The organism is Neomicrococcus lactis (assembly GCF_014200305.1).
GTDB lineage: Bacteria > Actinomycetota > Actinomycetes > Actinomycetales > Micrococcaceae > Neomicrococcus > Neomicrococcus lactis.
Map to the genome: position 1 here is coordinate 2,007,815 of NZ_JACHBL010000001.1, position 25,975 is coordinate 2,033,789.

26 protein-coding genes and 1 tRNA gene are annotated in these 25,975 nt (G+C 58.9%); 9 read left to right on the forward strand and 18 right to left on the reverse strand.

Translation table 11 applies throughout. The features are described 5' to 3' along the window. Nucleotides 1-186 precede the first annotated feature (186 nt). From BKA12_RS09040 to BKA12_RS09055, 4 genes are all read right to left on the reverse strand, one after another. Nucleotides 187-1,689: an alanine/glycine:cation symporter family protein gene (locus BKA12_RS09040; RefSeq protein ID WP_183642847.1), complete on the reverse strand. Its 1,503-nt coding sequence runs from the start codon at nt 1,687-1,689 to the stop codon at nt 187-189. 143 nt (nt 1,690-1,832) lie between these two features. After that, nucleotides 1,833-2,144 carry an AzlD domain-containing protein gene (locus tag BKA12_RS09045; RefSeq protein WP_183642850.1) on the reverse strand — a complete coding sequence of 104 codons (312 nt, stop codon included), beginning with the start codon at nt 2,142-2,144 and terminating at the stop codon, nt 1,833-1,835. Further along, complete coding sequence (locus BKA12_RS09050; RefSeq protein WP_338087483.1) at nt 2,145-2,882, reverse strand: AzlC family ABC transporter permease; 738 nt, start codon at nt 2,880-2,882, stop codon at nt 2,145-2,147. A 33-nt stretch (nt 2,883-2,915) separates the two neighbouring features. After that, a complete protein-coding gene (locus BKA12_RS09055) occupies nt 2,916-3,776 on the reverse strand; it encodes a glycerophosphodiester phosphodiesterase (protein ID WP_183642853.1) in 861 nt (286 codons plus the stop codon). 62 nt (nt 3,777-3,838) lie between these two features. Here BKA12_RS09055 and BKA12_RS09060 point away from each other — a divergent pair, with 62 nt between their 5' ends. Beyond that, nucleotides 3,839-5,080 carry a DUF445 domain-containing protein gene (locus BKA12_RS09060; RefSeq protein WP_338087484.1) on the forward strand — a complete coding sequence of 414 codons (1,242 nt, stop codon included), beginning with the start codon at nt 3,839-3,841 and terminating at the stop codon, nt 5,078-5,080. Between the two features lie 8 nt (nt 5,081-5,088). Here the strand turns inward: BKA12_RS09060 and BKA12_RS09065 are convergent, their stop codons facing one another. The 4 genes from BKA12_RS09065 to BKA12_RS09080 form a co-directional block, all read right to left on the reverse strand. After that, nucleotides 5,089-6,057 carry a hypothetical protein gene (locus BKA12_RS09065; RefSeq protein WP_246361650.1) on the reverse strand — a complete coding sequence of 323 codons (969 nt, stop codon included), beginning with the start codon at nt 6,055-6,057 and terminating at the stop codon, nt 5,089-5,091. A 131-nt stretch (nt 6,058-6,188) separates the two neighbouring features. After that, nucleotides 6,189-6,833, reverse strand: a complete 645-nt coding sequence (locus tag BKA12_RS09070; protein ID WP_338087485.1) for an alpha/beta hydrolase — start codon at nt 6,831-6,833, stop codon at nt 6,189-6,191. Further along, complete coding sequence (locus BKA12_RS09075; protein ID WP_183642856.1) at nt 6,830-8,251, reverse strand: endonuclease/exonuclease/phosphatase family protein; 1,422 nt, start codon at nt 8,249-8,251, stop codon at nt 6,830-6,832. Before BKA12_RS09075 ends, BKA12_RS09070 begins: the two co-directional genes overlap by 4 nt. Nucleotides 8,252-8,362: 111 nt before the next feature. Next, nucleotides 8,363-9,130, reverse strand: a complete 768-nt coding sequence (locus BKA12_RS09080) for a spermidine synthase (protein WP_246361652.1) — start codon at nt 9,128-9,130, stop codon at nt 8,363-8,365. 141 nt (nt 9,131-9,271) lie between these two features. Here BKA12_RS09080 and BKA12_RS09085 point away from each other — a divergent pair, with 141 nt between their 5' ends. After that, a complete protein-coding gene (locus tag BKA12_RS09085) occupies nt 9,272-9,430 on the forward strand; it encodes a hypothetical protein (protein ID WP_183642863.1) in 159 nt (52 codons plus the stop codon). Nucleotides 9,431-9,581: 151 nt separating this feature from the next. On the opposite strand, the gene BKA12_RS09090 is transcribed toward BKA12_RS09085, so the two are convergent. After that, nucleotides 9,582-9,654: transfer RNA gene (locus BKA12_RS09090), tRNA-Lys, on the reverse strand. Between the two features lie 143 nt (nt 9,655-9,797). On the opposite strand from BKA12_RS09090, the gene BKA12_RS09095 reads away from it, so the two are divergent. The 3 genes from BKA12_RS09095 (at nt 9,798) to BKA12_RS09105 (ending at nt 12,368) form a co-directional block, all read left to right on the forward strand. Continuing rightward, nucleotides 9,798-10,451, forward strand: coding sequence for a hypothetical protein (locus BKA12_RS09095; RefSeq protein WP_183642866.1), 654 nt, complete (start codon nt 9,798-9,800; stop codon nt 10,449-10,451). 261 nt (nt 10,452-10,712) lie between these two features. After that, nucleotides 10,713-11,330 carry a hypothetical protein gene (locus BKA12_RS09100; protein ID WP_183642869.1) on the forward strand — a complete coding sequence of 206 codons (618 nt, stop codon included), beginning with the start codon at nt 10,713-10,715 and terminating at the stop codon, nt 11,328-11,330. A gap of 3 nt (nt 11,331-11,333) precedes the next feature. Continuing rightward, nucleotides 11,334-12,368, forward strand: coding sequence for an inorganic phosphate transporter (locus BKA12_RS09105; RefSeq protein WP_183642872.1), 1,035 nt, complete (start codon nt 11,334-11,336; stop codon nt 12,366-12,368). Between the two features lie 275 nt (nt 12,369-12,643). On the opposite strand, the gene pstB is transcribed toward BKA12_RS09105, so the two are convergent. The 4 genes from pstB to pstS form a co-directional block, all read right to left on the reverse strand. Next, nucleotides 12,644-13,423 (reverse strand): phosphate ABC transporter ATP-binding protein PstB, encoded by a 780-nt coding sequence (gene pstB / locus BKA12_RS09110; RefSeq protein WP_183642875.1) that lies wholly within the window; start codon nt 13,421-13,423, stop codon nt 12,644-12,646. A 27-nt stretch (nt 13,424-13,450) separates the two neighbouring features. Next, nucleotides 13,451-14,608, reverse strand: a complete 1,158-nt coding sequence (gene pstA, locus BKA12_RS09115; RefSeq protein WP_183642877.1) for a phosphate ABC transporter permease PstA — start codon at nt 14,606-14,608, stop codon at nt 13,451-13,453. Next, the gene (gene pstC / locus BKA12_RS09120; protein ID WP_338087486.1) at nt 14,608-15,558 is read right to left on the reverse strand and encodes a phosphate ABC transporter permease subunit PstC; all 951 of its coding nucleotides are present in this window, start codon (nt 15,556-15,558) and stop codon (nt 14,608-14,610) included. Before pstC ends, pstA begins: the two co-directional genes overlap by 1 nt. A 156-nt stretch (nt 15,559-15,714) precedes the next feature. Next, on the reverse strand, nt 15,715-16,842 hold the full coding sequence (pstS, locus tag BKA12_RS09125) for a phosphate ABC transporter substrate-binding protein PstS (protein WP_183642880.1): 1,128 nt from the start codon (nt 16,840-16,842) through the stop codon (nt 15,715-15,717). Between the two features lie 372 nt (nt 16,843-17,214). Between pstS and BKA12_RS09130 the strand changes: the two genes are divergently transcribed. Both BKA12_RS09130 and radA read left to right on the forward strand, forming a co-directional pair. Beyond that, on the forward strand, nt 17,215-18,336 hold the full coding sequence (locus BKA12_RS09130) for an FUSC family protein (RefSeq protein ID WP_338087487.1): 1,122 nt from the start codon (nt 17,215-17,217) through the stop codon (nt 18,334-18,336). 69 nt (nt 18,337-18,405) lie between these two features. Further along, the gene (gene radA, locus BKA12_RS09135; RefSeq protein ID WP_183642882.1) at nt 18,406-19,821 is read left to right on the forward strand and encodes a DNA repair protein RadA; all 1,416 of its coding nucleotides are present in this window, start codon (nt 18,406-18,408) and stop codon (nt 19,819-19,821) included. Here the strand turns inward: radA and BKA12_RS09140 are convergent. Beyond that, nucleotides 19,788-20,090 carry a hypothetical protein gene (locus BKA12_RS09140; RefSeq protein ID WP_183642885.1) on the reverse strand — a complete coding sequence of 101 codons (303 nt, stop codon included), beginning with the start codon at nt 20,088-20,090 and terminating at the stop codon, nt 19,788-19,790. The genes radA and BKA12_RS09140 overlap by 34 nt on opposite strands. Here BKA12_RS09140 and BKA12_RS09145 point away from each other — a divergent pair. Together BKA12_RS09145 and BKA12_RS09150 are read left to right on the forward strand one after the other, a co-directional pair. After that, complete coding sequence (locus tag BKA12_RS09145; RefSeq protein WP_183642888.1) at nt 20,080-20,517, forward strand: hypothetical protein; 438 nt, start codon at nt 20,080-20,082, stop codon at nt 20,515-20,517. The two genes, BKA12_RS09140 and BKA12_RS09145, sit on opposite strands and share 11 nt — an antisense overlap. Nucleotides 20,518-20,640: 123 nt before the next feature. Continuing rightward, on the forward strand, nt 20,641-21,657 hold the full coding sequence (locus BKA12_RS09150; RefSeq protein ID WP_183642892.1) for an A/G-specific adenine glycosylase: 1,017 nt from the start codon (nt 20,641-20,643) through the stop codon (nt 21,655-21,657). Nucleotides 21,658-21,752: 95 nt separating this feature from the next. Here BKA12_RS09150 and BKA12_RS09155 read toward each other — a convergent pair whose 3' ends face one another. From BKA12_RS09155 to BKA12_RS09170, 4 genes are all read right to left on the reverse strand, one after another. Further along, on the reverse strand, nt 21,753-22,007 hold the full coding sequence (locus BKA12_RS09155; protein ID WP_183642895.1) for a hypothetical protein: 255 nt from the start codon (nt 22,005-22,007) through the stop codon (nt 21,753-21,755). 247 nt (nt 22,008-22,254) lie between these two features. Then, a complete protein-coding gene (locus BKA12_RS09160; protein WP_183642898.1) occupies nt 22,255-22,764 on the reverse strand; it encodes an amino-acid N-acetyltransferase in 510 nt (169 codons plus the stop codon). Between the two features lie 177 nt (nt 22,765-22,941). Further along, complete coding sequence (locus BKA12_RS09165; RefSeq protein ID WP_183642901.1) at nt 22,942-25,455, reverse strand: ATP-dependent Clp protease ATP-binding subunit; 2,514 nt, start codon at nt 25,453-25,455, stop codon at nt 22,942-22,944. Between the two features lie 161 nt (nt 25,456-25,616). Further along, nucleotides 25,617-25,913 carry a histone-like nucleoid-structuring protein Lsr2 gene (locus BKA12_RS09170; RefSeq protein ID WP_183642904.1) on the reverse strand — a complete coding sequence of 99 codons (297 nt, stop codon included), beginning with the start codon at nt 25,911-25,913 and terminating at the stop codon, nt 25,617-25,619. Nucleotides 25,914-25,975: the final 62 nt, after the last annotated feature.

Genomic DNA, 25,975 nt, shown 5'->3' on the forward strand with positions numbered 1-25,975 from the left:
GTGAAACATCACGTTTACACTCTTGTTGCCAAAAGGTTTCGTGCGTTCTTCCGAAGATCCACGGGCCGATGAATTTGTGACCACGTCAGAAGCAACGCAAAAAGAAGCGCAGCCCCTCCCTCTAAATCCACGGGAGAGGCTGCGCCTTGGGTGACGTTACAGTCAGCGTCGAAATATCGTCAGAACCTAGACAAGGTCGTCTTCGGGGGCCCGAACCGTTGCGGAAGAACCACGAACGTCACCGTCTTTCCATTCCTGCCAGCCTGGGCGGCCAGCCATGAATGATTCGACCTCTTCCTTCGTGGCGACAAGCTTTGGATCATGCTTCAAGTAGTGGCGCGTTTCGCGTGCCACCAAACCGGACAGCAAGAGCAAGCCAATGAGGTTCGGGAACGCCATCAGACCGTTCATAACGTCTGAGAAGTTCCAGACGACACCCAACTGAACCGTGCAGCCTACGAAGACCACGGCAGAGAAGAGCACGCGGAAAGGCATCACAGCTCCACGGCCGAACAGTCGCTCAATGTTTCGCTCGCCGTAGTATGCCCAGCCAAGAATGGTGGAGTAGGCAAACATGACCAAGCCGATCGTGACAATCCAGTGCCCCCAGGTTCCCGGCAAGCCGTGCGTGAAGGCTTCGCCGGTCATGATGGCAGCGGAGATCTGCTCGCCGGATTCATCCGTCTGCTTCCACACGCCGGTCGTGATGATCACCAGGCCGGTGCAGGAAACCACGATGATCGTGTCAATGAAGGTCTGCGTCATGGAGACGAGGCCCTGACGAACTGGGTGCGAGGTCTGAGCGGCGGCGGCTGCGATAGCTGCCGAGCCCATGCCGGATTCGTTAGAGAAGATACCGCGAGCCACACCGTATTGAACGGCGATGATGATCGCGGATCCTGCGAAACCACCTACTGCGGAGGTGCCGGTGAAGGCTTCCGTGAAGATCTGTGCAAAAGCCGCAGGAACCTGACCAATGTTGGCGATCAAGATGTACAGCGCGCCCAGCACGTAGAAGATGATCATGATGGGCACGAAGCCAGCCGTGACCTTACCGATGGACTTGATGCCACCCACCAGAACAATCATGGTGGCGATCGTCAGGATCAAACCGGTTACCCATGTTGGAATGCTGAAAGAGTGATCAAGGTTCTGGGCAATCGAGTTGCCCTGAGTCATGTTGCCGATGCCGAAGCAGGCAAGCACAGCGAATATCGCGAAGGACAGACCCAAGATTTTTCCGAGAGGTCCCTTGATACCGCGCTGCAAGTAGAACTGCGGTCCACCGGATTTTTCGCCGGCTTCATCGGTGGTGCGGAAACGCACGCCCAAGTAGGCCTCGGTGTACTTGGATGCCATACCCAAGACGCCGGTAACCCACATCCAGAACAGTGCGCCCGGTCCACCAATACCGATAGCCGTGGCAACACCCACGATATTACCGGTACCGACGGTTGCAGCGAGCGCGGTAGTCAAAGCTTGAAACTGCGAGATGTCGCCTTCGGATCCTGCGTCTTTACGCCGCAAAATGCCCAGATCGAGTCCAGCCCACAAACGAATGAACTGAATGCCGCCCAGACGAATGGTGAGGTAAATGCCGGTTCCCAGGAGAAGCGGAATGAGGAAGAAAGGTCCCCAGATAAAGCTACCGATGTCTCCTAGGAATGTTTCGACTGCTTCCCAGTCCATAAAAATTCCTTTGCTCAAAAATTGCGAATGTTTCGGCCATGATGAGTGATGTGACTCACGACCTCATACTCATGGTACTGAATCTTCGACATATGCAGAGGCGACTTGCGCAAGTGATCTGTTTGAAGGAAAGGACGGATTCTCTAGGGCAACCCGGCTAGACGTAGGAGCGCAGCGGTGACCGCTCCCAGAATGACCACTACCAAGAATGATGCTTTGAAGTACAAAGCGATGCCCGCAACAATGAGCGCGCCAATGCGTGAATCGGCGGTCAACGTCTGACCTGTGGCAACGGTATTCACGATGGTCAACGAGGCCAGCAGGCCAATAGTCATCATCCCGGCGACGCGCAAAATACGCTCATCCTGCAAAAACCTCGCCGGAACCAAATATCCCGCGAACTTTAGAGCAAAGGCCGCGGCGCAAGCCGCCAGAATCCATACCCACATATCCATTTAGCGAGCCTCTTCAGCGGAACCGGGCCCAGCGGCGTCGTACGGGTTAACTTCTGGCTCGAGTCCTTGGCCGCGCTTGCCCTGGCCGAACCAACCCCATAGCCCGGCGATGAGGGCCGCGATCAGGATGGGGATTCCAGGCGGCACCGCGGGCACGGCCAGCACGGTAGCGAGGGCGCATACGACGGCGATGGCCACCGGCTGACGCGCCGTCAATCTTGGCCAGAGCAAGCCGAGGAACGCGGCTACCGCAGCGCCGTCCAGACCCCAGCGTTTGGGATCGCCAAGCGCATCACCCAAGAGGGCGCCAACGACAATGAAGGCGTTCCACAAAACGAAAACACCCACGCCGGCAACCCAGAAGCCACGGCGCATTTCTGAATTGCTGGTTTGGCCGGACGCGGTGGCCACGGATTCGTCGATGGTCACGTGCGCCATGAGCGCTTTGGCTAGCCCGCGCGGACGCATGAGCGCGTTCATTTGCATGCCGTAGACCAGGTTGCGCAAGCCCAGCAGCGTCGCGGCGCCGAAAGCACTGACCCCGGAACCGCCGCCCGCAATGACGCCGACAAACGCGAATTGGGAGCCGCCCGTGAACATGAGCAGGCCCAGAGCCATGGTTTGCCAGAAAGTGAGGCCCGCGGCGATGGAGAGGGCCCCGAAAGAAATGCCGTACAGCCCCGTAGCGAGCGAGACGGACAGGCCGATCTTCGTCGCGGGAGTCAGGAAACGAGGCACCAAGTCAGCCTAACAAGGCTTCGCGGAAGAGCCTTATTTGTGGAGAAGTTCGCGGCGCAACGGTGCGGGACGGTTGCTCGTGAGCTGCTGGACGCCCAGACCCACCAAGTATCCGGCGTCTGCGAGCGCATCCACGGTCCAGACGCGCAACATTCGGCCCGAGGCCACCCATGAGCGCACGAGGTCTTCGTGGGCTCGCACAAATTCCACGCCGGGACCGGCGATGCCAGCGACTCCGGCGTCAATGTTCTCGAGGCCGCGGTTCAAAGCTCCCGTCAGCACGTTCGTCACGGCAGTACGGCCCAACTGGCCGAACGCTAGTACTTCTTCCACGGCTTCATCAGTCACGTCGGAGACCAGCTGGCACAAGAATTCGCGGCCCACGCTTTCGTTCATGTAGGTGATGGAATCGGGATCAAAGCTCATGAGGCTCACGCGGACGTCGCCAATGCGGGAGGATTCCGGATCCCAGCCGTGCTGCATGAGGACCTCCAGCACGCGCTCTTCAAGGCGGCGACCGTACGGCGAAGGGTGTTTGAGCTCAATGGCCAGCCCCAGCTTCCGCCCGGCGGCAACGCACAGTTCAATGAGTTCGCCGAGCGTCACGAGCTGCGAGGACTTAGACCCGAACTCGTCCGGGATGCGCTTGCCCTTCCAGGAGGAGAAGTCGAACTCGCGCAGCTGAGCCAAGGTCAGCGAAGAAACACTGCCCGTTCCATCCGAGGTCCGTCCCAACTCAAAGTCATGGTGGCAGACCACTTCAAAGTCTTCGGTCAGGTGGACGTCGCACTCCACACCGTCTGCGCCCTCAGCGATAGCTTGCAGGTATGAAGCGCGGGTATTTTCGGCGAAAGTGGCCGATGAGCCTCGGTGCGCAAAGAACTGTATCCGCATGGGTTAAACGTAATTGATCTATCGTGTTAACTCGGTGCCAAGGTGAGGACAAGGAACCTATTGTGGACGAGATCACACGAGCGGTAGCGCTGCGAAAGATGAAGCGGGTAGCCACGGGGCTGTTGATCCTGCTCGCCGTGATTTTTTGTGTGGCTTTCGCACTCCAAGAGCAGTACCCATGGCTCGCTTACGTGCGCGCCGCGGCCGAAGGCGGTATGGTCGGCGCTCTCGCTGACTGGTTCGCCGTCACGGCGCTCTTCAAACACCCTTTGGGCCTCAAGATCCCGCACACCGCCATCATTCCGCGCAAGAAGGATCAGATCGGCGAAACCCTGGGCGGGTTCGTGGAAGAGAACTTCCTCTCGGACGAGGTGCTCAAGGACAAGCTCGGAAACCTGACGGTCGCAGTTCCCGCTGGCGCGTGGCTCGCAGGCAAGGAGAACAGCGAGCGCGTGGCCAAAGAAGGCGCCACCATCATCCGAGCCACCCTCGACGTGGTGGAGGATGAAGACGTCCTCAAGCTCGTCGAGTCCCTTGCACGCAAGCACATGCTGGCCCCCGAATGGTCCTCCACGCTGGGCCGAATCTTAGAGACCGTGGTCAAGGACAACCATCACGCACAAGTGGTGGACTTGCTCGTCACCAAGGCCTACGAATGGGTGCAGGCCAACCCCAAGCGCCTCACGGACATGGTGACCTCCCGCTCCCCTGGCTGGGTTCCGCGCTCTGTGGACGTTTTCGTGGGCGAGAAGGTCTATCTCGAGATCGTGAAGTTGCTCGCTGACGTGCACCGAGACAAGAACCACTTGGTTCGTCGCAGCATCACCGAATGGCTACACAACTTCGCTCGGGACATGCAGAACGATCCCGCAACTATCGCCAAGGTCGAGCGCCTCAAGCACTCCCTGTTGGGCGATCCGCAATTGCGCGAGCTGACCGCGACCAGCTGGTCTTCCGTGAAAGCTGCCCTGTTGGACGCAGTAGAAAACCCAGACTCAGAACTGAGAAAGTCCTTCGTCCGGGCTGTCGCTGATTTTGGTCGGCGCTTGAAGTCGGACGCCGCGCTGGCCACCAAGGTGGATGCTTGGGTCCGCAACGCGGCCATCTATGTGGCCACCACCTACCGCCATCAGGCCGCAAACCTGATCACGGAGACGGTAGCGCTGTGGGACGGCGAGGAAACCAGCCGCAAGATTGAGCTCCAGGTGGGCCGCGATCTGCAGTTCATCCGCATCAACGGCACCGTGGTGGGCTCCCTTGCGGGGCTCGCTATCTTCTCGCTGGCTTCAGCGATTTTCCACTAAGGGTTCAACTACGAATTCTGAGTACGACGACGCCGCTCGGCTTCGATTTCTTCCTCTACAGCCCGTGCGGCCGCGGATTCGTGGTCCTGTGTAGGGGCGTCCTGCTTGTCATCGTGCTTCAAAGAGAAGAGCGTTGACACCGGCGAGATGAGGCGGCCGATCTCGGCCAACTTGTTGCCGTCCTCGCCCTTGTGCTCCTTTTCAGCAGCCTTTGCGGCCTCCACCTCGTGACGGTACTCCTTGTAGCCATCCTTGGTGATTTCGCCTGGGATCACGGTAGGCAAAGGACCGAACGCAAGCTGCGCGGCCTCCACAACCTTCTTTCCGAGGATGCGGTTACCGACGCCGCCAACAGCAGCGCCAATGCCGAATGGAATGGCGCGGCCGAGCATCGAAGCGCCCTGGGTAGCGAGCATGCGGCGGAGGAATCGCTTCTGGATCTCCTTGGCAGCAACGTCCCAGAGTCCACCCTTGCCGGTGGTGCCCTGAGTAAACGCGGCGCCCCAACCGGCCATGGGGCCTGCTCCCTTGCCGGCAGCCTGACGCGTGAGCGCGGAAATCATGGAAGAGCCTTCGTCACCCATGAGGATAGCCATGACCAAAGCGCGAGCCTTCTCAGGATCCTCGGTGGTGACACCGTGAAGTTCCGCGAGCGACTGCGCATAGATAGCGCTCGCCTCCAGGAAGCCAACCGTGGCAACAGCCGAGAGGCCAATGGAGGTCACGGTGCCGATGCCAGGAACCGCTGCGGTAGCGCCGACACCTGCGCCGGTGGCGGTCACCGCCAACATGTACTCCTGCTCAACTTCCTTGGCGAGTTCGGCGGCCGTGGCGTTCGGGTGCTTCTTGCGCAAGTAGTTCAAGTGAGCGATGACCAGGGGGCGCTGGACTGCGACCGCCTGGAGAAGTGCCTTCTGGATGCCCTTGGCGGGCTTTCCGTCAGCGTCAACAACTCGATTGGCTAGAAAGTTCTTCATAAATACTCACCGTATGTTGTGTTGGGTTTGATTTACTATCGCCACGGACAACTATTCGCCCACGGCGCACAGACTTTGTTAACAGTGTAAGCAGACTTTGCTGGATCGTTTGTGGATCCTCAGCCGCAGGATCAGCGGGATCCGATGTAGTGACTCAAAAACACGCGAAGATCCACCTTTTCTTCAAGGCTAATCCGATGTCCCATCTCAGGATACGTGCGCGAGGTGAGGCGCGTATGCGCTTCGAGCCAGTCGCTCGTGTGCTCCACCGCATCAGGGTTGATCACGACGTCCTCGACATCTCGACCCCAGAAGTAAGGTGGTCGCTGCGCGGGATCTTCGTGAGGAGCATCTTCTGACATCGCCAGCAATTCGTTAGAGAGCACAAAGCCGCTCAGCCCGGCCACGCACGTGAATCTTTGCGGCCGCAAGCGCTGGATAGTGGACGCCATTGCCATGCCTTGCGAGAACCCCACCAGCGAAATGCTCTTGTAGTCCTGGGCGTTGGCATCGATCCAGTCGTAGACGCGTTGCGTTGCCGAGAGCACCTCGGTGAAATCGTGGGTCAGGAAGTAATCCAGCAAGAACCAACCGTGGTCTCCCCCGACGTCCAACCCGCCGCGTAGCGCCACTGCGGTGGCGCCTGCTGGGACGGCATCGAAAAGTTCGGCCATGCGCTGCTCGCTCGAGCCATAGCCGTGGAAAAACATCACGAGGTCCGTGCCACTCCGCTGGTCTTTGGGCCGCGAGTAGATGGCCTTGAGTTCAGTGCTCACGTACCAAACGGTAGCGCGATATCCACCCAGACCAAATGATGGTCCGAAACATTCTTGCCGCTCGATGTCTGTAGTGCACTGGACGCGGCTTCGGACGGAGCCGGCCAAAAGACGCCCGCATCCGTGACCTCTGCATCCTGTGACGGCAAGACGTAGTCAACGCGCATAGGCCCTTGCGAAAACTGTGCTGTGCTCGTGGCCGCCAAAGCGAGTTGTACAACCGCCGACGAGTTCATCGGATTCAGGAAGTCGCCCATCAACGCGACGTCGCCGCCGGCCTTGATGGCCCCGGCGGAAGCAGGTGAGGGATCTTGGACTCGAGCATCTTCGCGGAGTGCGTCAATTGCCGCGGACGATTGAGGCTGAGCATTCAGGTCGCCCAGGATGACGAAACTCGCGTCCTGCTTGAGACCTCCCGCAACGCCTTTGTCATCCGTGATGTAGGAGGCGGCTTTGCCGCCGGTGACGTAGTCCTTGATCAGCCGGATCTCGTCGTGATTGCGGCGCACATTGCGCTCTTCCGGACCATCGAAGGCCGGCGGCGTGGGGTGGGACGCGATGACGTGGACCGTTTTGCCGTTGACCAACAACGGGACGTCCCACAAAGACTTGCTAGGCAAGCGCAGCGTCTTCGCTGCGAGCGCGCCATAGAACTCCACCGGCATGAGGTTGTCCGGCATGGCCGACCACTTGAGCTTCTGGAACGTGCGGACGTTCGTGGTGTCGATCGGATACTTCGAATACAGCACCATCCCGTACTGACCAGGGAACGATCCAAAACCGTAGGCGTCCTGCGGCCCGCCAACTTCGCCGTCGCCGTTTAGGTCAGCGCCGCTTTGCACGCCGGTATTGGACGCGGCCGTGTAAATGAACGGGTAACTTGCGGCCGGCTGATTGCCCTGTGAAACGCCAAGGTATTCATTCGCGAAGACCCGGGCTGATTCACCCGTGGCGTCATAATCGAACTCGTTGAGTAGCACCACGTCAGGCTGTGTGCGCTGAATAATCTCAGCGACAGCCTTGCCCTGAACACTAGAGCCGTTCTTGAGTTCGGTAGCCAGCGCACCTTCGGAGTTGCGAAACATCGAGACGTTGAACGTGGCAAAACGCAAGGAATCCACCAGTACGCTACTTTCTTCCGAGGGCGCGACTTGTTCAGATGGAGCAACCAGATCAGACGGTACATTTCGATCCGATGGGAGCGTCTGACCAGATGAATCAGACGGACTAGATGGCGCAGACGGGTCAGATGTTGCGGTCTGACTAGGCAGAACAGACGGATCTGCGGGTGCGGATTGCGTCTGCAGAGGAGCAGTCGGCGCATCGCTGAAATCTGGAGAATGTGGCATGACAGGGCTCGCCCACACGTTGACCGCGAGGGACGCGGCAACGGCTATCGAAGCGGACCATGAAAGCACTGTTTCAATTTACTGTCTGGTAACCCGCTACAGAAGAGTTCAGTGGGATCGTTAGTAAACCGCAACCTAAACGTGACTGGGCAAGGCGAGCCAGCGTCGTCGTAATCTGCCCTAAACAGCCCGGAATTGTGCGGGCAACGCATCCATCCGCAGGTCCCGCTCAAGCGCTGCGAGGTTTTCGAAAGGCCGTTGTGAGGCCGCAAAAACCACGTTGCCGCTGCGACGACCCTTAAACATCGCGGGGTCCGAGATCATCGCTACAAGTTCAAAGACTTCGCTCAAGATTTGGGACTCACGGCGCACTTCCTCGAGCTTGGACGTATCGCCGCAATTGGCCAAATACAGGCCATCCGGGTCCAGAACGCGCTTGATCTGCGTTGCGAATTCTTTACTTGAGACCCTTGCCGGGGTCTTATTGCCTGCGAAAACGTCACGAATAATGATGTCCCGCGTGGCATCCGTGAGGGTCGGCGTGACCTCGGCAGCGTCGCCCACGCGAATCCGCAAGAGCGGGGCTTTCGGAAGGTCAAACCACTCGCGCACGTACGTGGCGAGCTTACCGTCCAACTCCACCACCACTTGGCGGCTGTCCGGATACTTGGCCGCAGCCCAGCGAGCCATCGAACAGGCGCCGCCACCCAAGTGCAGGATGCGGCGATACGGCGCAGGGCCTGCCGGCCACTGATTAATCGCGGCAGCCATCCACCGCATGTACTCGAAGTCGAGGCGAAGCGGATCGTTGAGATCCACATGGGAGCTCTGGACGCCGTTGACGCGAAGCAACCAGGACGAATCGCCGTAGTGATCTCGCTCGAGGGACGCCGTGCCCGTGTCGATCTGATACGTGCCCGGAACCGGGGCGTTCGCCTGCTTAGCCATGCGAGTCATGTTAGCCCGTAGGCACACAAGTAGCGTTTCCACGAGGAGTTGCTACGCCAAAAGCGCGCGTTAGCTCTCCTGCGGGCCTAGCCGTGATTCGCGGACGTCCGGCGCAGACTCTTTGAGTTCTACGAAGATCACGTGAGTTTCCGATTCCCCAGTGTTTTCGCCGCGGTGCGTTTGGGCATCGAGCCAACGGGCTTGGTGCGGGGCATGTCTACTTCGACGGCTTTCCCGCCTGCGTTGATGCTCCGCCGAAACCCGCTCAGCGTCACCATGACGGAGTCCGGACGGTCGTGATCATGCGTGAAATCTCCGGGCTGATCCCGGTACTGCAACACTCGAACGCGCTCGTTAATAGAAATGTGCCGGGAAGCGAAAGAGAAAAATCGATGCCCACACCTGCAGATTTCGCACGTGTGGGCATCGATTCAGCTGAACAACTATGGGGTGGGCCCTGCGGGGATCGAACCCGCGACCAGCGGATTAAAAGTCCGATGCTCTACCATCTGAGCTAAAGGCCCGGACCTCGAAAGGTCACGTTCCATGGTAGTGCATTCTGGCGATTCCTTAGAATTTTGCGAAATCACGACGCCGCGGCTCACCTTGAGCGCGCACCTGTAGTCACGGGGGCTTACGTCCCGGTAGCGAGAGTATCCTTCACTGCATGAGTTCTCGGCATAACCATCATGTGGTCAGTACACGACACCGGCGGCCGGTCCCCTTCGAACCGCGTGCTTTCGAGCCTTTTGAAGGTGGAACCGACCCCGCACGAATGTCTGAGGCTGCACATTTGTCTGCTGCGGCGCTCGTTCAGGGCGGCCGCGAATCGGAAAGCCCTGATATTCACGATCGTCTCGTGAAACTCACCGAGCGTGAGGGACTCGAAGCCATCGCCGAGCTGTGGGCCGAAAGCCCTGCCGTCACCCTCCCTGGCGCGTTGTGGCGTTTGTACGCGTTGCGAAGCTCCATCACTTCCGATCCCGAGCGCGCCTCCGCGCTGTTCCGCGATGGCCGCGCCGCGGCCCCTGTATCGACCGCAGTCGCCGGGGTCGCAGAGCCTCCCACGGCAACCGAACTCGTCAAGATGGCCGATTCTGTGCTGTCCGGCGCCTTCAATGGTGATTTCGACGTAGCGCTAGAGCGGGCGGCGGCCTTTTGCCGCGTCGTCGCAATTGGTCAAACGCATCACGCGGACGCCACGGAGACCGCATCCGCCTCGAGGGCCACGGAGTTCACCAAGAATTCGGCCCGCCTCATCAAGACCGCCGAACAGCTGGAAGCCGCAGCACGCCTCTGGCGACGCGGCGAACTTGATTAGCGTCACCTTTAGACGCAGTTCGCTTGACTCAGGGATAGGCGCAGGTGCAGACTTATGGCCGGCGTCGGGCCGCGGTAACCCCGGGCTCCAATATTCAGCCGCTTCGAGCGGCCTTCCGCCGAGAGGCGTTCCCGGTCCGGCGTCGATTAAATCCGTGACCCACCCCACGGCGGGTTGTTCATCTCATGGTCACGTGCGATTCACGCAAACTTTTCTCAGTACACTAGTCCTGTTCTATCCCCCTCCACGCGGCGGTATTCTGTGAAGCTTTCGTTGTTCCCCACCGAACACCGGGGACTCGAGTTACTCCTCGACGTCTCCGCAGACGTCCGCGAGTGCATTTTCGCGATGTCGCAAGGGCTGGGCGCCACCACGGAAGAGCGTCTGGAACTGGCGGAAGACTGCGCGCGAGCGGAAAACCGCAGCACGGATCATCACTACGCTCTCTTGACTCATCTGCGTAGCTCGTATGTGAGCCCCATTCCGCGCGAGGACATGTATAAGTTTTCGCTGTTGCTACATGACGCCGCAGGACACCTGACCGGTGCGGCCCGCGCACTGGCCGAAATGCCCACTGACCGTATTCACAAGAGCGTCTCTGAACAGCTCGAAGTGTTGGACCGACAGTCAGAGTTATTTTCTGACATTATTCGCCGCCTGGACAATCTGGGATCCCTCGAACTCAAGTGGCTAGATATGCTGCGTTTGTCCAAGCGCATGGCTACGGCCCACCGGTTGTGGCTCGCGGAACTCGGCACTTATGAGCGGGTAGGAAGTTTTGCGCGAGACCGCGCTTTTGCGGATCAGTTGTATGACGCCATGCTCAGCTTCCGTGCGATTGCGGATCATTTGGGCCTTATCCTCGTGAGAGAGTCCTAGCGCGTGACTATTTTGCTCATCGTCGTCATTGTCGCGGTGTGCGGTTATTCGTGGCTTAACGGTTTTCACGACGCCTCGAACTCGGTGGCGGCTTCGGTCCGCACTCGCGCGCTCTCGCCACGAGTCGCTGTAGTCCTCGTCGCCTCATTCACCGCTGTTGGCACGATGCTCGGCGCGCTGCTTGGCACTCGTTTGATTGTTCGGGCACCAGAGTTTCCGATGTATGAAGACGGCCTCGCAGTATTGCTATGCGCAGTCCTCGCAGCGGCGCTGTGGTCCCTGTGGACGTGGTGGCAGAAAATGCCAGCGTCGTCGACCCAAGCCATCTTGGCCGGTGTACTGGGATCCTTGACGGCCGCCAACCTTCTGGGCCATGGTTCCACCGAAGATCTGATTCCCTATGCGTTCTACGGCATCCTCCTTCCGCTCATCCTCACGCCGATTGTCTCCGCGCTCTTGGCCATCGGCGCCACGGTGCCCGTCAGTTGGCTGATGCGGCACAGGACGGATAACGAGGCCTCGGCTTCCGGCCGAATCATTCAGTCCATTACGACGGCGCTGCTCGCCTTAGCGCACGGCCTACAGGACGGTCAGCGCAACGCCGCAACGATTGTTGTCGCATTGATGGTTGTGGGACAACCCCTCGTGCGCGGTGGATCGATTTTGTGGGTGCAGATTCTGGTGGCCGCATGCATGGCATGCGGCGTACTTTTTGGCGGCTGGCGCATCACGCACACGATGTCCACCAACCTGGCCCGGCTGACCCCCATGATCGGTGCAACCTCCCACGCCTCATCGGCGCTGCTGTTGTACGTGGTTGCTTTCGTTTTGCACATGCCAATCTCCACTACGCAGAGCGTGGTGAGCGCGATTGTCGGCGCCAGCACGGTGAAGCGCCGCGGCTTCGTCAATTGGAAGACGTTCAATCACATCGTCGCGTATTGGATTGCCACTCCAGTTGCTTGCTCCGTCGGCGCAGGAATCCTCTTCCTTGCCATCTCTCCCATGTTGAACCTCATTCACGGCAGAATTCACTAAGTACTCCTTACGGACGCAGCGCCATGGCCGAGACGCGAGGGTCATCGCACGAAGTAAACGGGGAACGTTGTTAGCGGGGACCGTTGCCAGCGGAAATCGTTACCAGCGGGAATCGTTGTTAACAGGAAGTTTCGCTAACGGGGTTCCGTTAACGGGAACAGCGGCACCGCCGGCCCGAAAGCCTGCAATGCCGCTGCGATCCCCCTCAAGATCCCCCAGGACGAGCCTGGGGCCTCCCTGCCACACGTGGCGGGAAACTTACGTTGAGAAAATCCTTATCCGAAGCGTCCAGAGACGTAGTCCTCAGTGGACTTTTCCTTCGGGTTGTTGAAGATTTCCTGCGTAGGTGCGTATTCAATGAGCTTGCCCGGCTTGCCGGTGCCAGCGATGTTGAAGAACGCGGTCTTGTCAGAGACACGTGCTGCCTGCTGCATGTTGTGAGTCACGATGACCACGGTGTACTCGTCCTTGAGCTCGTTGATGAGGTCCTCAACGGCGAGGGTCGAGATCGGGTCGAGTGCCGAGCAAGGCTCGTCCATCAGGATCACGTCAGGCTGAACGGCGATGGTGCGGGCGATGCACAAACGCTGCTGCTGGCCACCGGAAAGGCCGGAGCCTGGCTTGTCCAGACGGTCCTTGACTTCGTTCCACAAGTTAGCGCCCTGCAGGGAACGCTCAACGATGGCATCTGCATCAGACTTGGAGATGTTCTTGCCGTTGAGCTTGATGCCTGCAAGCACGTTGTCACGGATGGACATCGTTGGGAACGGGTTGGGGCGCTGGAAGACCATGCCCACCATGGTGCGAACCGTTACTGGGTCCACGCCTGGTCCGTAGATGTCATCTCCGTCGAGGAGAAGCTTGCCTTCAGCGCGTGCACCAGGAAGAACCTCGTGCATGCGGTTGATCGTTCGCAAGAACGTGGTCTTGCCACAGCCGGAAGGACCGATGAACGCAGTCACGGTCTTAGGCTCAATGTTGATGTTTACGCCTTCTACAGCAAGGAAGTCGCCGTAGTAGACGTTAAGGTCAATCGCGTCGATTCGCTTTGACATGGAGTTTCCTTTACCTAAATCCGTGGACTAGCGTCCGGTTTTCTTCGGCGCGAACGCCTTAGCGATGATACGTGCGATCAAGTTCAAGATCATCACGATGAGGATCAGCACAAGCGCAGCACCCCAAGCTCGTTCCGACGAAATGTCTGGAGCACCCGGCGCGGTGGGGTTCATGAGCTGGCGGTAGATGTACACAGGAAGGGACATCATCCAGTCCTTGAACATGCTCCAGTTCGTGGTCAGTGCAACGCCGGCCGTCACGAGGATCGGAGCCGTCTCGCCAATAACACGAGCGATTGCGAGCGTCACGCCGGAAGCAATACCGGAGATCGCAGTTGGAATGACCACCTTGAGGATGGTGCGCCACTTGCGAACGCCCAATGCGTAGGAGGCTTCGCGAAGTTCGTTGGGAACCACGCGGAGCATTTCTTCCGTCGAGCGAACCACCACAGGAATCATGAGTACGGACAACGCGACTGCTGCGGAGAAGCCCATCACGTTAGCGCCTCGGCCCACAAGAGCGGCCATGACACCGGCAGCAAACAAACCGGCAACGATGGACGGGATACCCGTCATCACGTCAACGAAGAACGTGATGGCCTTGGACAACCAGCCGTCGCGGCCGTATTCCACCAAGTAAATCGAGGTGAGCAAGCCGATGGGCACCGAGATGAGCGTTGCGGTCAACGTGATCAGCAAGGATCCAACAACTGCGTGCTGAATACCGCCGAGTGGGTTCGTTTCTTCGCGGGCGGTCTTCAAGTCAACCGCACCGGTCACACCGTTCATGTCCGAGGCAAAGAAGCCTGGGTTCATGAGGCCCGGAATACCCTGGGAGAGAACGGTCCAGATCACGGAGACCAGCGGCAACAAAGCTAACAAGAAGGCGCCGTAGATCAGGTTTCGCCACAAGCCGTCCGTGGCCTTGCGACCATTTTCAATGACTCGGGTAACGATGTACATCGCGACCACGTAGAGGATGAAGGAAAGCACCAACCATCCGCCAACACTGAATGCCGCGCCACCACCGAGGAGGGCCGTTGCAGCTGCACCCAAGATAAGCGAACCGACGAGCACAGCGATCCAGGTCCACGTTGGCTTCTGGCCTTGCGTCAAGCGTGACTTGCCACGATTCTCCACCGGAGAAAGGTCGTCACTGAGAGTTTTTTCTGCACTGTGCGACATTAGTTTGCCCCCGAGAATTCCTTGTGGCGGTTAACAATCCAGCGAGCAATCATGTTCACTGCGAGAGTGATGACGAAGAGCACGAGGCCTGCCGCGATGAGCTCACTCTGGCGCATACCGAATGCTTCTGGGAAGTTCAGCGCAATTTCAGATGGGATGGTTTGGTTGCCCGAACCGATGATGTTCCACGTAAAGGCACCTGGCGAAAGCACCAAGGTGACAGCCATGGTCTCGCCGAGTGCACGGCCAAGTCCCAGCATGATGGCGGAGATGATGCCTGCACGGGCGAATGGGAAGACCGACATCTTCACCATTTCCCAGCGCGTAGCGCCCAAAGCCAGCGCTGCTTCTTCGTGCAGCTTTGGCGTCTGGACGAAGATTTCGCGGCACATCGAGGTGATGATCGGAAGCACCATCACGGACAAGACGACACCGGCGGTCAAAATAGTACGGCCCGTAGAGGACGCTGGTCCGGAGAACAACGGAATCCATCCTGCATAGGTTTCCAGCCACTTGAAGAGCGGAACCATCAGCGGGCCAAGCGTTGCCATACCCCATGCGCCGTAGACGACGGAAGGAATGGCAGCCAGCAAGTCAATGACGTAGCCAATGGTCTGCGACAACTTGCGTGGTGCGTAGTGCGAGATAAAGAGTGCCACTCCGACTGCCACTGGCGTCGCGAGCAACAATGCGATTGCCGAAGCAATCAAGGTGCCGCCCATGAGCGGCAAAACGTAAGTCCAGAAGCTCTTCTGGTCGCCGGAGAGTTCTCCCTCTCCTGCGGTTAGCGCTGGGATGGACTCGGACACCAAGAAGGCGGCGACCAAGGCCAAAACGGTCAAAATGATGATTCCGGCTGCCAGGGCGAATGAGGAGAAGACCTTATCTCCAGCCCGGCCAGCGGATGAACTCTTGTCAAACAGTGCGTTTGACGTGGTGGTCTCTGTCACGCGGATACTCCTCGGGAGGGCGAGCAATGAGGGGGAATTGAAACCTACCACGGGGCACTGGCGTGCCCTGAACAGCAAGTCCCAAGAGAAGTCTTGACCGCCGGGCCGCGCACTGCGGCTCGGCGGTCAAGACTAAATGCTCAGTTGTAAGAGAACTTACTTGGCGACCGAGATGAAGTCGATGGCCTTGTTAGCTTCTTCAATCGTTGCATCGGTCAAAGGAGCGTTGCCTGCAGACTCGGAAGCAACCTTCTGGCCCTCAGCGGAAACGGCGTACTTGCCGAATGCCTTGATCAAGTCAACAGTTTCCTGATCCTTGTAGGTGGCGCAGAAGATGTGGTACGAAACCAAAACGATTGGGTAGGTACCAGCCGTGGTGGAGGTGCGATCAAGCTTGATAGCGAGGTCGTGCTCGTTGGTGGAAACCTTCTTAGAGGTCTCAACCGTCTTTGCAGCAGCTTCTGGCGTGTAAGCCTCGTACTTGTCGCCAACCTTGACAGCAACGGTGCCGAGCTTGCCAATCTGAGAAGCGTCAGCGTAAACGATGGAGCCTTCGGTCTTGGTTGCAAGACCAACAACACCGGAGGTGCCCTGAGCGTTTTCAGCCTGGATGTCAGAAGGCCACTTTTCCTCAACGCCGTACGTCCACACCTTTGGTGCAGCTGCGGAGAGGTAGTCCTGGAAGTTCTTCGTGGTTCCGGACTCGTCAGAGCGGTGAACAACGGTGATTGCCGTGTCAGGAAGCTCTACGCCTTCGTTCTGTTCAGCGATCTTTGGATCGTTCCACTTGGTGATCTTCTTGGTGAAGACAGAAGCGATGGTGTCTGCGTCCATGTTCACGTGCTCTACACCTGGAAGGTTGAAAGCAACTGCGATTGGGGAAACGTATGCAGGAACCTGGACAGCACCGTCAGGACCGCAAATCTTCTGAGCTTCGGTCTGCTCGTCTTCCTTCATTGCAGAGTCAGAGCCAGCGAACTGGTACTGGCCAGCCAAGAAGCCCTTACGGCCAGCGCCGGAGCCAACTGGGTTGTACTGAACCTTGACGCCTGGGTTTGCAGCGGTGAAGCCGTCTGCCCATGCGGTCATTGCAGCTTCCTGGGAGGAAGCGCCGCCGCCGGTGAGCGTACCGGTCAAGGTCGAAGTAGCAGAAGAACCGGCGGCGGAAGATCCGCCTGCAGCGGAGGAGCTAGCAGCTGGGGTGTTGGAGCCACCGCATGCGGTCAACGCAAGAGCAGCAATAGAGAGAACGGCGGCCGACTGGCCGATGCGTAGAGCCTTCACAGATAGCCTCTTTCACAGTTTTTGAGGGGGAGTGTCCCCGGGTGACGAGTGCCGCGCACTCTCGTGCCCGGGCTACCAAAGTCAGAAGTCCAACTTTGCCACTTTTGAAGTTAAGTGGTTCAAGTGAAGAGTTAGGGCTACGAAGGTTAACGGAGGGTTAACAGGGCCCCGCAACACCTCTAGATGATCCCACCGCATCGGGTTGAGTATCAGGTACTTTCCGCGAAATATCAATAAAGAGTCCGCGCCCTCGCAGAGATAACACTGTCTCAAAATAATTCACTAAAAACTATGAGTGATGCATCACAGCGCCAATAGGTGACAGCAAATTCCGCGTCATACAGCCGGAGATGGAAAGATTGAGGCGTGGGAGTGGATACCGCGGTCGTCAGGGCCAAAAAGTTCACGTGGCGGCGTACACGTGCTGGCTTCCTGCGCGTCCGCAATTCCATGCCCAAGATCATCCAGGCCACCATCTGCGCGGTCGGCGCTTACTGGTTCGCGGAGTTCTTGTTGGGCCACGAAGGTCCGCTCTTTGCTGCCACCAGCGCGCTCATTGCTTTGGGCTTCGGCTCTGACACCCACATTCGGCGCACGCTCGAAGTTGCCATCGGTTGCACACTTGGCATCGCAGTAGGCGACGTCCTTCTCACCATTCTTGGCCAAGGTCTCTGGCAAGCCGGCGTCGTCCTCTTCATTTCCTTGATGCTTGCGCGATTCCTTGATCGCGGAACGATCTTTTCTACGCAGCTGGGACTCCAAGCGCTTCTCGTGGTACTCCTGCCCCCGAACGCTGACGGCATTTTCGGCCGCAGTATCGACGCCATCGTTGGTGGAGTGTTCGCTATGGCTATCGTGGCACTCAGCCCCCGCGACCCCCGCCATGAGCCAGTGAAAGAGCTACAGACGCTCCTCCGGGAGCTCAGCGGAACACTCCAAGATGCCGCAAACGCCCTAGCCAAGCTAGATTCCACCGGTTCTTGGCACGCCCTGACCCGCGCACGAGCCACGCAGGCCACCATGAACAAGATCCCTGCGGCGCTTCGAGCAGCAAACGAGCTCGCCACGATCAACCCGGTCTACCGCAATCGTCGTAGCGAAATTAAGCGCTTGCGCCGTATCGCCGACGGAACTGATCTCGCGATGCGCAACATGCGCGTCTTTACGCGTCGCCTCGCGTCGGTCATTTCCCACGAAGCCGTTTCCGTTGAGGCCGCCGAGCTCCTGGCTGCTTTCCTCGAGCAAGTCGCCGAAGAAGTCAACCTCATGAACCGTTCCATTTCGGAGCGGTCCCAGCCCACCCGCATGCGCGCCGAACATAAGGCGCGCGAAGGCCTCATGCTGAAGGCTGCAGAACTCGCTCCCGCCAATTTCGCAGTGACCGGCGTCGAGGGCGAGGGCTTGGTGCTGTTGTTGCGTCCGTTCCTCGTCGATCTGATGCGGGCTTCCGGCGTAGACCACGACGCCGCAGCTACCTACCTCCCGAAGCTTTAGCGGGTGCCACGCGGTTTGGGTTATCCCCACGCTTTTCTAACTGTCCGTGGCGGTAGGTAGTCTCGAGGAATGGCCGTTAGTACTGCACGATCTTCAAAGTCCAAGAGCACTCCCGCATACCGCTGCACCGAGTGTGGGTGGACCACCGTTAAATGGGTGGGCCGTTGCGGCGAGTGCCAAGCGTGGGGCTCGGTCACTGAGGCCAATCAGGTAGTTGCCAAGACGACGGCGGCCACCTCCGTCGCTCAGCCTGCTCCCCCGATTACCGAGGTGGACGCCACTGATGCCTCACACCGTAGCTCGGGCGTGGGCGAGTTTGACCGTGTACTCGGCGGCGGACTGGTCCCAGGAGCCGTCATTCTGTTGGCTGGCGAGCCCGGCGTCGGCAAGTCGACGCTCCTCTTGGACGTCGCGGCAAAGACAGCCGCCACCGGCCTCAAGGTCCTCTACATCACGGGCGAAGAGTCCGCCGCTCAGGTCAAGCGCCGAGCCGAGCGCATCAATGCGCTTCACCCCCAGCTCCATGTCACCGCCGAGACAGATCTCGCGCTAGCTCTTGGCCAAATCGACGCCGTGGAACCACAGCTTCTCATCGTGGACTCGGTCCAGACCCTCTCCTCATCAGAGGTGGACGGCGGCGCCGGCGGCATCACGCAGGTCAAGGAAGTGGCAGCGTCCATTATTAACGTCGCCAAGAAGCGCGCCATCGCCACCTTGCTCGTAGGTCACGTGACTAAAGACGGAAACATTGCCGGCCCACGCTTGCTCGAACACCTCGTGGACGTGGTCTGCCAGTTTGAAGGCGATCGCCACTCGCGTTTGAGGCTCTTGCGCGCAGTCAAGAACCGTTATGGCTCTACCGACGAGGTGGGTTGTTTCGACCTCAACGAGGACGGCATCGTGGGACTCGCAGATCCCTCCAGCCTCTTCGTCACGCGGACCAACCAGCCAGTCTCAGGTACGTGCATCACGGTGACTATCGAAGGACGACGCCCCCTCGTTGCCGAGGTCCAAGCACTACTGGCCAAGTCCCCTAACTCGCAACCACGCCGCACCACCAGTGGCCTCGACGCCTCGCGAGCAGCCATGCTGCTGGCGGTTCTGCAGGCACGCGCACGGGTAGATCTGTCCTCTGTGGATTGCTACTTGGCGACCGTCGGCGGCGTACGCCTCACCGAGCCCGCTACCGATCTCACGGCGGCTCTGGCCATCACGGGGTCCGCTTTGAACTACGCACTTCCCCGCGACCTCGTCGCTTTCGGCGAAGTAGGTCTCGCCGGCGAAGTACGACCAGTTCCCGATATTCAGCGACGCATCAGCGAAGCGCACCGGCTGGGCTTCCGCCAAGCGATCGTGCCGAAGACGGATTTGGCCCGCCACAAGATCCCGGAGGGCTTTGCCATCAAGGAAGCGGCGTCCGTGGTGGAGGCACTGGCCGCCGCATTCCCGAACTACTCGAGGTCAAACACCGATCGGTTGGACTGAACGGATCCCAGCTTGGCGGTGAACACGTAGGTTCCCGGAGCTGGCTTCAAGGTCACGGGATCACAACCTGGGGTGGAGCGGTTCCGGTCCCACGTGAACTTCGCCGTCTCAGACTTTCCGGCATCGATGACCAGCTCCACGTTGGAAGGTTTGGCCAAGCAGTCGGTCGTGGAGAAGATCCGATCATTGCCGGACGTGATGGTGAATTCTTGCTGGCTGGTTCCCACGTTCAACGAGCAAGGAACGGTACCGGCATTGGTGACCGTCAAAGACAAGACTGGCTTCGCATTCGCGGCGTACTTCTTCTTGTCCGTGGCGCTCGAAACGCGAACGATCGCAGGAGAGCAAGCCTGTGCGGCCGCCGCATTAGTGGCGCTAGAAGAAGAGGCACCCGCCGAACCGGAAGCACTAGAAGAAGCCGTTCCACTACCTGTGGCCGAAGCACTTGCTGAACCCGATGCAGAGGCGGACGCGGAGGTCGAAGCCGACGCGGACGCCGAAGCAGACGTGCTCGGAACCGGGGAGGAAGCGCTAGGTGAGGGTGACGGCGCGGCGGAAGACGGCGGCGTCGTACTGGAAGACTCAGCCGCAGATTTCGAAGGGAACAAAGCCTTAAAAGCGGCGCTCATTCCCCAAATAATGAGCACAATAGCCAGCACGGCCGCAATTAGCGCGACCCAGCGGCGTCGTGCATAAACTTCCGGACTAACTGGTCCTGTAGGACTCAATGGACTCACTCCTGCCGTGACTTGCTTGCGTTACAGACTAGACCGCGCATTTTCCATCAACGAGCGTCCACGCCGGGCGGTTACAGTATTCATGCAGAAACGTAAGGAAACCGTGGACACCTCAATCCTCACTCAAGCGCACGAACGCATCAATGGTTGGTTCGCCGCCTCGGCCCGCGACCTCCCATGGCGCCGGCCCGATGCCACCCCCTGGGGCATTATGGTCAGCGAATTCATGCTCCAACAAACGCCCGTGGTTCGCGTGCTGCCCGTGTGGCACGAGTGGATGCGCCGCTGGCCCACCCCCGCCCTACTCGCCGCCGAACCGTCCGGCGAGGCCGTCCGCGCGTGGGGCCGGCTGGGTTACCCACGGCGAGCGCTGCGTTTGCACGCTGCGGCCCAGAAAATAGTCGAAGAGTACGACGGCGCCGTCCCCGGCTCCCCCGAAGCCCTCCTGTCCCTGCCGGGCATTGGGGGTTATACGGCTGCCGCGATTTCCTCTTTTGCCTTCCGGATTCCGGAAGTGGTGGTGGATACGAACATTCGCCGCGTCCACGCGCGGCTGTTTACCGGAAATGCTTTGCCGGAACCGTCGTTGACTGCCGCCGAGAATGCTTTGGCCGCCGAGGTCATGCCTGCTGAGGTGACTGAGGCGAACACGTGGAACGCCGCGGTCATGGAGCTTGGGGCAGTAGTGTGCACGGCGCGATCACCCAAGTGCGCCGACTGCCCAGTGCTAGACCTCTGCGCATGGGTGGCCGCCGGTAAGCCCGAACCGCACTACGTCCCGAAGGGCCAATCGTGGCATGGGACGGATCGTCAGGTGCGCGGAGCCATCATGGGCGTACTTCGAGTGGTCTCTGCGCCAGTGCCGCGCATGGATTTAGTGATGTCAGCGGATGCCACTCCCCCAGCCCCGCCGGCTCCACAAGATTCCGGCTCCGGCACTTCGACCGTTTCAGATCTTTCCGCCCAGCAAGTCAACGATGCTTGGACACTGCTGTCTTCGCTCACCGCCGATAAAGAGCAACGCGAAAAGTGCCTCAATGGGCTTCTCGCTGATGGGCTCGCAGTGGAGACGGCGGCTGGCGTGAGTCTGCAGAGTTAGAGCTTTGGTCGCTGGAACTTAGGACGTTAAAAAACGTGATGACCCCGGGTTTCCCCGGAGCCATCACATTGATTGAAAACTAGTCAGAAAACTACTTACTGGTTTTCCTGACCTTCAGCCTGCTCTGCAGCCTGCTCGTTGACCTGCTGCTCGCCGGTTGGCTGCTCCTGGCCAAGGTGCTCGGTCTGCAAGCCATCGATAAAGTCGTTAGCTGCGCCAGCGTGCTCGCCCAACTTGTCGGAGTGCTGCTCCTGCAAGCTGTCTGCGCCTTCGTTGATCTTGTCGCCGTGTTCATTCTTGAGGTTGTTCAGCTGTTCGCCGAGTCCACCGAGGTTATCTCCGAAACCCATGTGATTGCCTCTTTCCTGGTTGTTCAGTATCTCGCAAGGGAACTTGCGAAATTTCCTTCACAGCGTGAGCCTTTTCGGCCTTGCTTATCCCCACGGTAGGCACGATCAACTAGAGAAGTCCAGCAAATTCCGCCTGAGAGTTTCCTGATTTCACCCATTGCGAACAATGGCGAATGCGCAATTTCAGAGATTTGAAATCAAAAAACAACCATGTAATTCAATTACTTGAGACTGTGGAAGAATCCGTTTAGAAGTTCAGGATCATCCTGGTATTACCCAGCGTATTCTGCTTCACACGGGCCAAGTCGAGGAATTCTGCGACGCCTTCATCGTGGGATCGCAAGAGCTCTTGGAGCACCACAGGGTCCACGGCGGACTGGTCTTCCATGACCTTGAATCCGTGCCGCTCAAAGAAATCCACTTCAAAAGTCAGGCAGAACACGCGCTTCACACCCAGAGCGCGGGCGTCGTCGATGAGCCGTTCAAGGAGGGCATGGCCCACACCCTTGCTGCGCACCTCTTGAGTGACCGCGAGAGTGCGTACTTCGGCGATGTCTTCCCACATCACGTGGACAGCTCCACAACCCAGCAGGTTGCCGTCCTTGCCTACGGCCACGCGGAACTCTTGCAAGGACTCGAAGTAAGCGACAGCTTCCTTCTCCAACAAGATGCGCGATTCAGCATACGGCTTCACGAGCTGACGGATTCCTGAGACATCAGCAGTGGTGGCTCGGCGAATCTCGAAGTCTGTAGACATGGGTTTCATCTTAGGTTCTCTAGTACTTTGACGTTAATTCGGTGAGGTTGATTCAGCACATCGCGGCAGCGCTTAGCCGTCGTGCTCTAAACCGTCCTGCTTTAAAGGCGTGCCCTAAAACAAGTAAGGACCCCCGCCGCTTTTCAGCTAACGGAGGTCCTTACCAACTAAACGAGATTAGCTCTCGATGGCTACCGGTTCAGGCTTGCCTTCGATGGCGCCTGGTCCGTCTTCGCCGCGGAAGGTGAACTTTGCGTTGTCACCCTCGCCGTCGACGTCGATGAAGACCGTCTGGCCGGTGTGGATCTCGTTGAAGAGGATCTTCTCGGAGAGCTGATCCTCGATCTCACGCTGGATGGTGCGGCGCAGCGGACGAGCACCCATTGCTGGGTCGTAGCCTCGCGTGGCCAAAAGCACCTTGGCGGCCGGCGTGAGCTCGATCTTCATGTTGCGGTCATCAAGACGCGACTGCAAGCGGCTGACGAACAGGTCCACGATCTGAACGATCTCGTCCTGCGTAAGCTGCGGGAAGACCACCACGTCGTCGACGCGGTTGAGGAACTCGGGACGGAAGTGCTGACGAAGCTCTTCCTGAACCTTGGCCTGCATTCGGTCGTAGCCGGTCTTCGTGTCAGTGGCGGACTGGAAGCCCGTCATGACACCCTTCGAGATGTCGCGGGTACCCAAGTTCGTGGTCATGATGATGACCGTGTTCTTGAAGTCCACCACGCGGCCCTGGCTGTCCGTCAAGCGGCCATCTTCCAGGATCTGCAAGAGGGAGTTGAAGAGATCTGCGTGTGCCTTCTCGACTTCGTCGAAGAGGACCACGGAGAACGGACGACGACGAACCTTCTCGGTCAGCTGGCCACCTTCTTCGTAGCCAACGTATCCCGGAGGGGCACCGAAGAGTCGAGATACCGTGTGCTTCTCGGAGTACTCCGACATGTCCAAAGTGATGAGTGCGTCTTCGTCGCCGAAGAGGAACTCAGCCAAAGCCTTCGCAAGCTCCGTCTTACCAACGCCGGTAGGACCAGCGAAGATGAACGAGCCGCCCGGACGGTTTGGATCCTTGAGGCCAGCACGCTGACGACGGATCGCCCGCGAAATGGACTTGATGGCTTCGTCCTGACCGATGACGCGCTTGTGAAGCTCGTCTTCCATGTGGATGAGTCGCGAGGACTCTTCCTCGGTCAGCTGGACCACTGGGATGCCGGTGGAGTTGGCGAGAACTTCCGCGATCAACTCTTCGTTGACCTCGGCGACCTCGTCCATGTCGCCACCCTTCCAAGCGCGCTCCTTCTCGGCACGAGCGTCCTGAAGCTTCTTCTCCTTGTCACGGAGGTTAGCTGCACCCTCGAAGTCCTGAGCATCGATGGCCGATTCCTTTTCGCGACGAACATTCGCGATTTCCTCGTCCATTTCCTTCAGGACAGGAGGAGCCGTCATACGACGGATGCGCAAGCGAGCGCCTGCTTCGTCGATGAGGTCAATAGCCTTGTCCGGCAAGAAGCGGTCAGAGATGTAACGGTGTGCCAACTGGGCAGCTGCTACTAGAGCGCCATCGGTGATGGACACGCGGTGGTGAGCTTCGTAGCGGTCGCGCAGGCCGCGGAGGATCTCCGTGGTGTGTTCCACGGAAGGTTCCTTGACCTGGATCGGCTGGAAACGACGCTCAAGAGCGGCGTCCTTTTCGATGTGCTTGCGGTACTCGTCAAGAGTGGTGGCGCCAATGGTCTGGAGCTCGCCACGAGCAAGCATTGGCTTCAAGATGCTGGCAGCGTCGATTGCACCCTCGGCTGCGCCGGCACCCACGAGCGTGTGGATCTCGTCGATGAAGAGGATGATGTCGCCGCGCGTGCGGATTTCCTTGAGGACCTTCTTGAGGCGCTCTTCGAAGTCACCGCGGTAGCGGGAGCCTGCAACCAAGGATCCGAGATCCAAGGTGTAGAGCTGCTTGTCCTTCAACGTTTCAGGAACATCGCCGCGAATAATGGCCTGTGCGAGGCCCTCTACGACGGCGGTCTTACCAACGCCAGGTTCACCAATGAGAACCGGGTTGTTCTTGGTACGGCGCGAGAGAACCTGCATGACGCGTTCCATCTCGAACTCGCGTCCAATGACCGGGTCAAGCTTGCCTTCGCGGGCTGCTGCGGTGAGGTTGCGGCCAAACTGATCCAACACTGCGGATCCAGCTGGCGTACCTTCCTGCTGGCCGCCGCTAGCAACGGCTGCACCTGCAGTCTCCTTGCCACCCTGGTAGCCGGACAACAGCTGAATGACTTGCTGGCGAACACGGCCCAGATCGGCACCCAAGTTCACGAGAACCTGAGCGGCCACGCCTTCGCCCTCACGAATGAGGCCAAGAAGGATGTGCTCGGTGCCAATGTAGTTGTGTCCCAACTGCAGCGCTTCGCGCAAGGAAAGTTCAAGGACCTTCTTTGCACGTGGCGTGAATGGGATGTGGCCGGATGGAGCCTGCTGCCCCTGACCTATGGTTTCCTGTACCTGCTCCCGAACGGCGCCCAAGGAGATGCTCATGGCCTCAAGGGCCTTGGCGGCAACTCCTTCACCTTCGTGAATGAGGCCAAGAAGAATGTGCTCGGTACCGATGTAGTTGTGGTTGAGCATACGTGCCTCTTCTTGGGCAAGCACGACAACCCTACGGGCCCGATCTGTAAATCGTTCAAACATGAGAACACTCCTCGCTAACGCTTGGATTCGATGCTACGCATCTTCGCCGCGCTTGTGGGGAATGTTCGCCACGGGGATAACGTCCCCAGACACAAAACTGGTGCCCCACCTCTAAAGACGTGAGACACCAGTTATGAAAGAAATACGGCGAGAAACCTCTACTACGAGTTTTCCTTGCGGTAAGCGTCAATCAGCTCTTGCTGCAAGCGACCACGCTTGTTCACTTCGTAGCCCTTGCCGCGAGCCCACGCACGGATTTCCGATGCGTCCTCCGCAGAGTGCGCACGCGTACGACGAGCCACCTTGATGTACTTCTCTAGGACCTTCTTGAGCTCCGCGCGGTTCGTTGCGTTGAGGTCAATTTCGTAGTGAATGCCGTTCAGCCCAAAATGAACCGTCTCGGCATTCTGCGTACCGTCGAGGTCATCGACGAGGCGAATTTCAACCTTGCGTGCCATTCGGATTACCTTCCACCCAAGAATTTATTGTCAGAAATTCGGATGAACCATTTATTTGCTCC

Coding starts and splice junctions, on each gene's coding strand:
- BKA12_RS09095 (WP_183642866.1), top strand. CDS start 9,798: ATGAGTTCTCGGCATAACCATCATGTGGTCAGTACACGACACCGGCGG.
- BKA12_RS09155 (WP_183642895.1), bottom strand. CDS start 22,007: ATGGGTTTCGGAGATAACCTCGGTGGACTCGGCGAACAGCTGAACAAC.
- radA (WP_183642882.1), top strand. CDS start 18,406: ATGGCCGTTAGTACTGCACGATCTTCAAAGTCCAAGAGCACTCCCGCA.
- BKA12_RS09055 (WP_183642853.1), bottom strand. CDS start 3,776: ATGCGGATACAGTTCTTTGCGCACCGAGGCTCATCGGCCACTTTCGCC.
- BKA12_RS09065 (WP_246361650.1), bottom strand. CDS start 6,057: ATGAAGAACTTTCTAGCCAATCGAGTTGTTGACGCTGACGGAAAGCCC.
- pstB (WP_183642875.1), bottom strand. CDS start 13,423: ATGTCAAAGCGAATCGACGCGATTGACCTTAACGTCTACTACGGCGAC.
- BKA12_RS09160 (WP_183642898.1), bottom strand. CDS start 22,764: ATGTCTACAGACTTCGAGATTCGCCGAGCCACCACTGCTGATGTCTCA.
- BKA12_RS09165 (WP_183642901.1), bottom strand. CDS start 25,455: ATGTTTGAACGATTTACAGATCGGGCCCGTAGGGTTGTCGTGCTTGCC.
- BKA12_RS09150 (WP_183642892.1), top strand. CDS start 20,641: ATGCAGAAACGTAAGGAAACCGTGGACACCTCAATCCTCACTCAAGCG.
- BKA12_RS09040 (WP_183642847.1), bottom strand. CDS start 1,689: ATGGACTGGGAAGCAGTCGAAACATTCCTAGGAGACATCGGTAGCTTT.
- pstA (WP_183642877.1), bottom strand. CDS start 14,608: ATGTCGCACAGTGCAGAAAAAACTCTCAGTGACGACCTTTCTCCGGTG.
- BKA12_RS09080 (WP_246361652.1), bottom strand. CDS start 9,130: ATGGCTAAGCAGGCGAACGCCCCGGTTCCGGGCACGTATCAGATCGAC.
- BKA12_RS09170 (WP_183642904.1), bottom strand. CDS start 25,913: ATGGCACGCAAGGTTGAAATTCGCCTCGTCGATGACCTCGACGGTACG.
- BKA12_RS09045 (WP_183642850.1), bottom strand. CDS start 2,144: ATGGATATGTGGGTATGGATTCTGGCGGCTTGCGCCGCGGCCTTTGCT.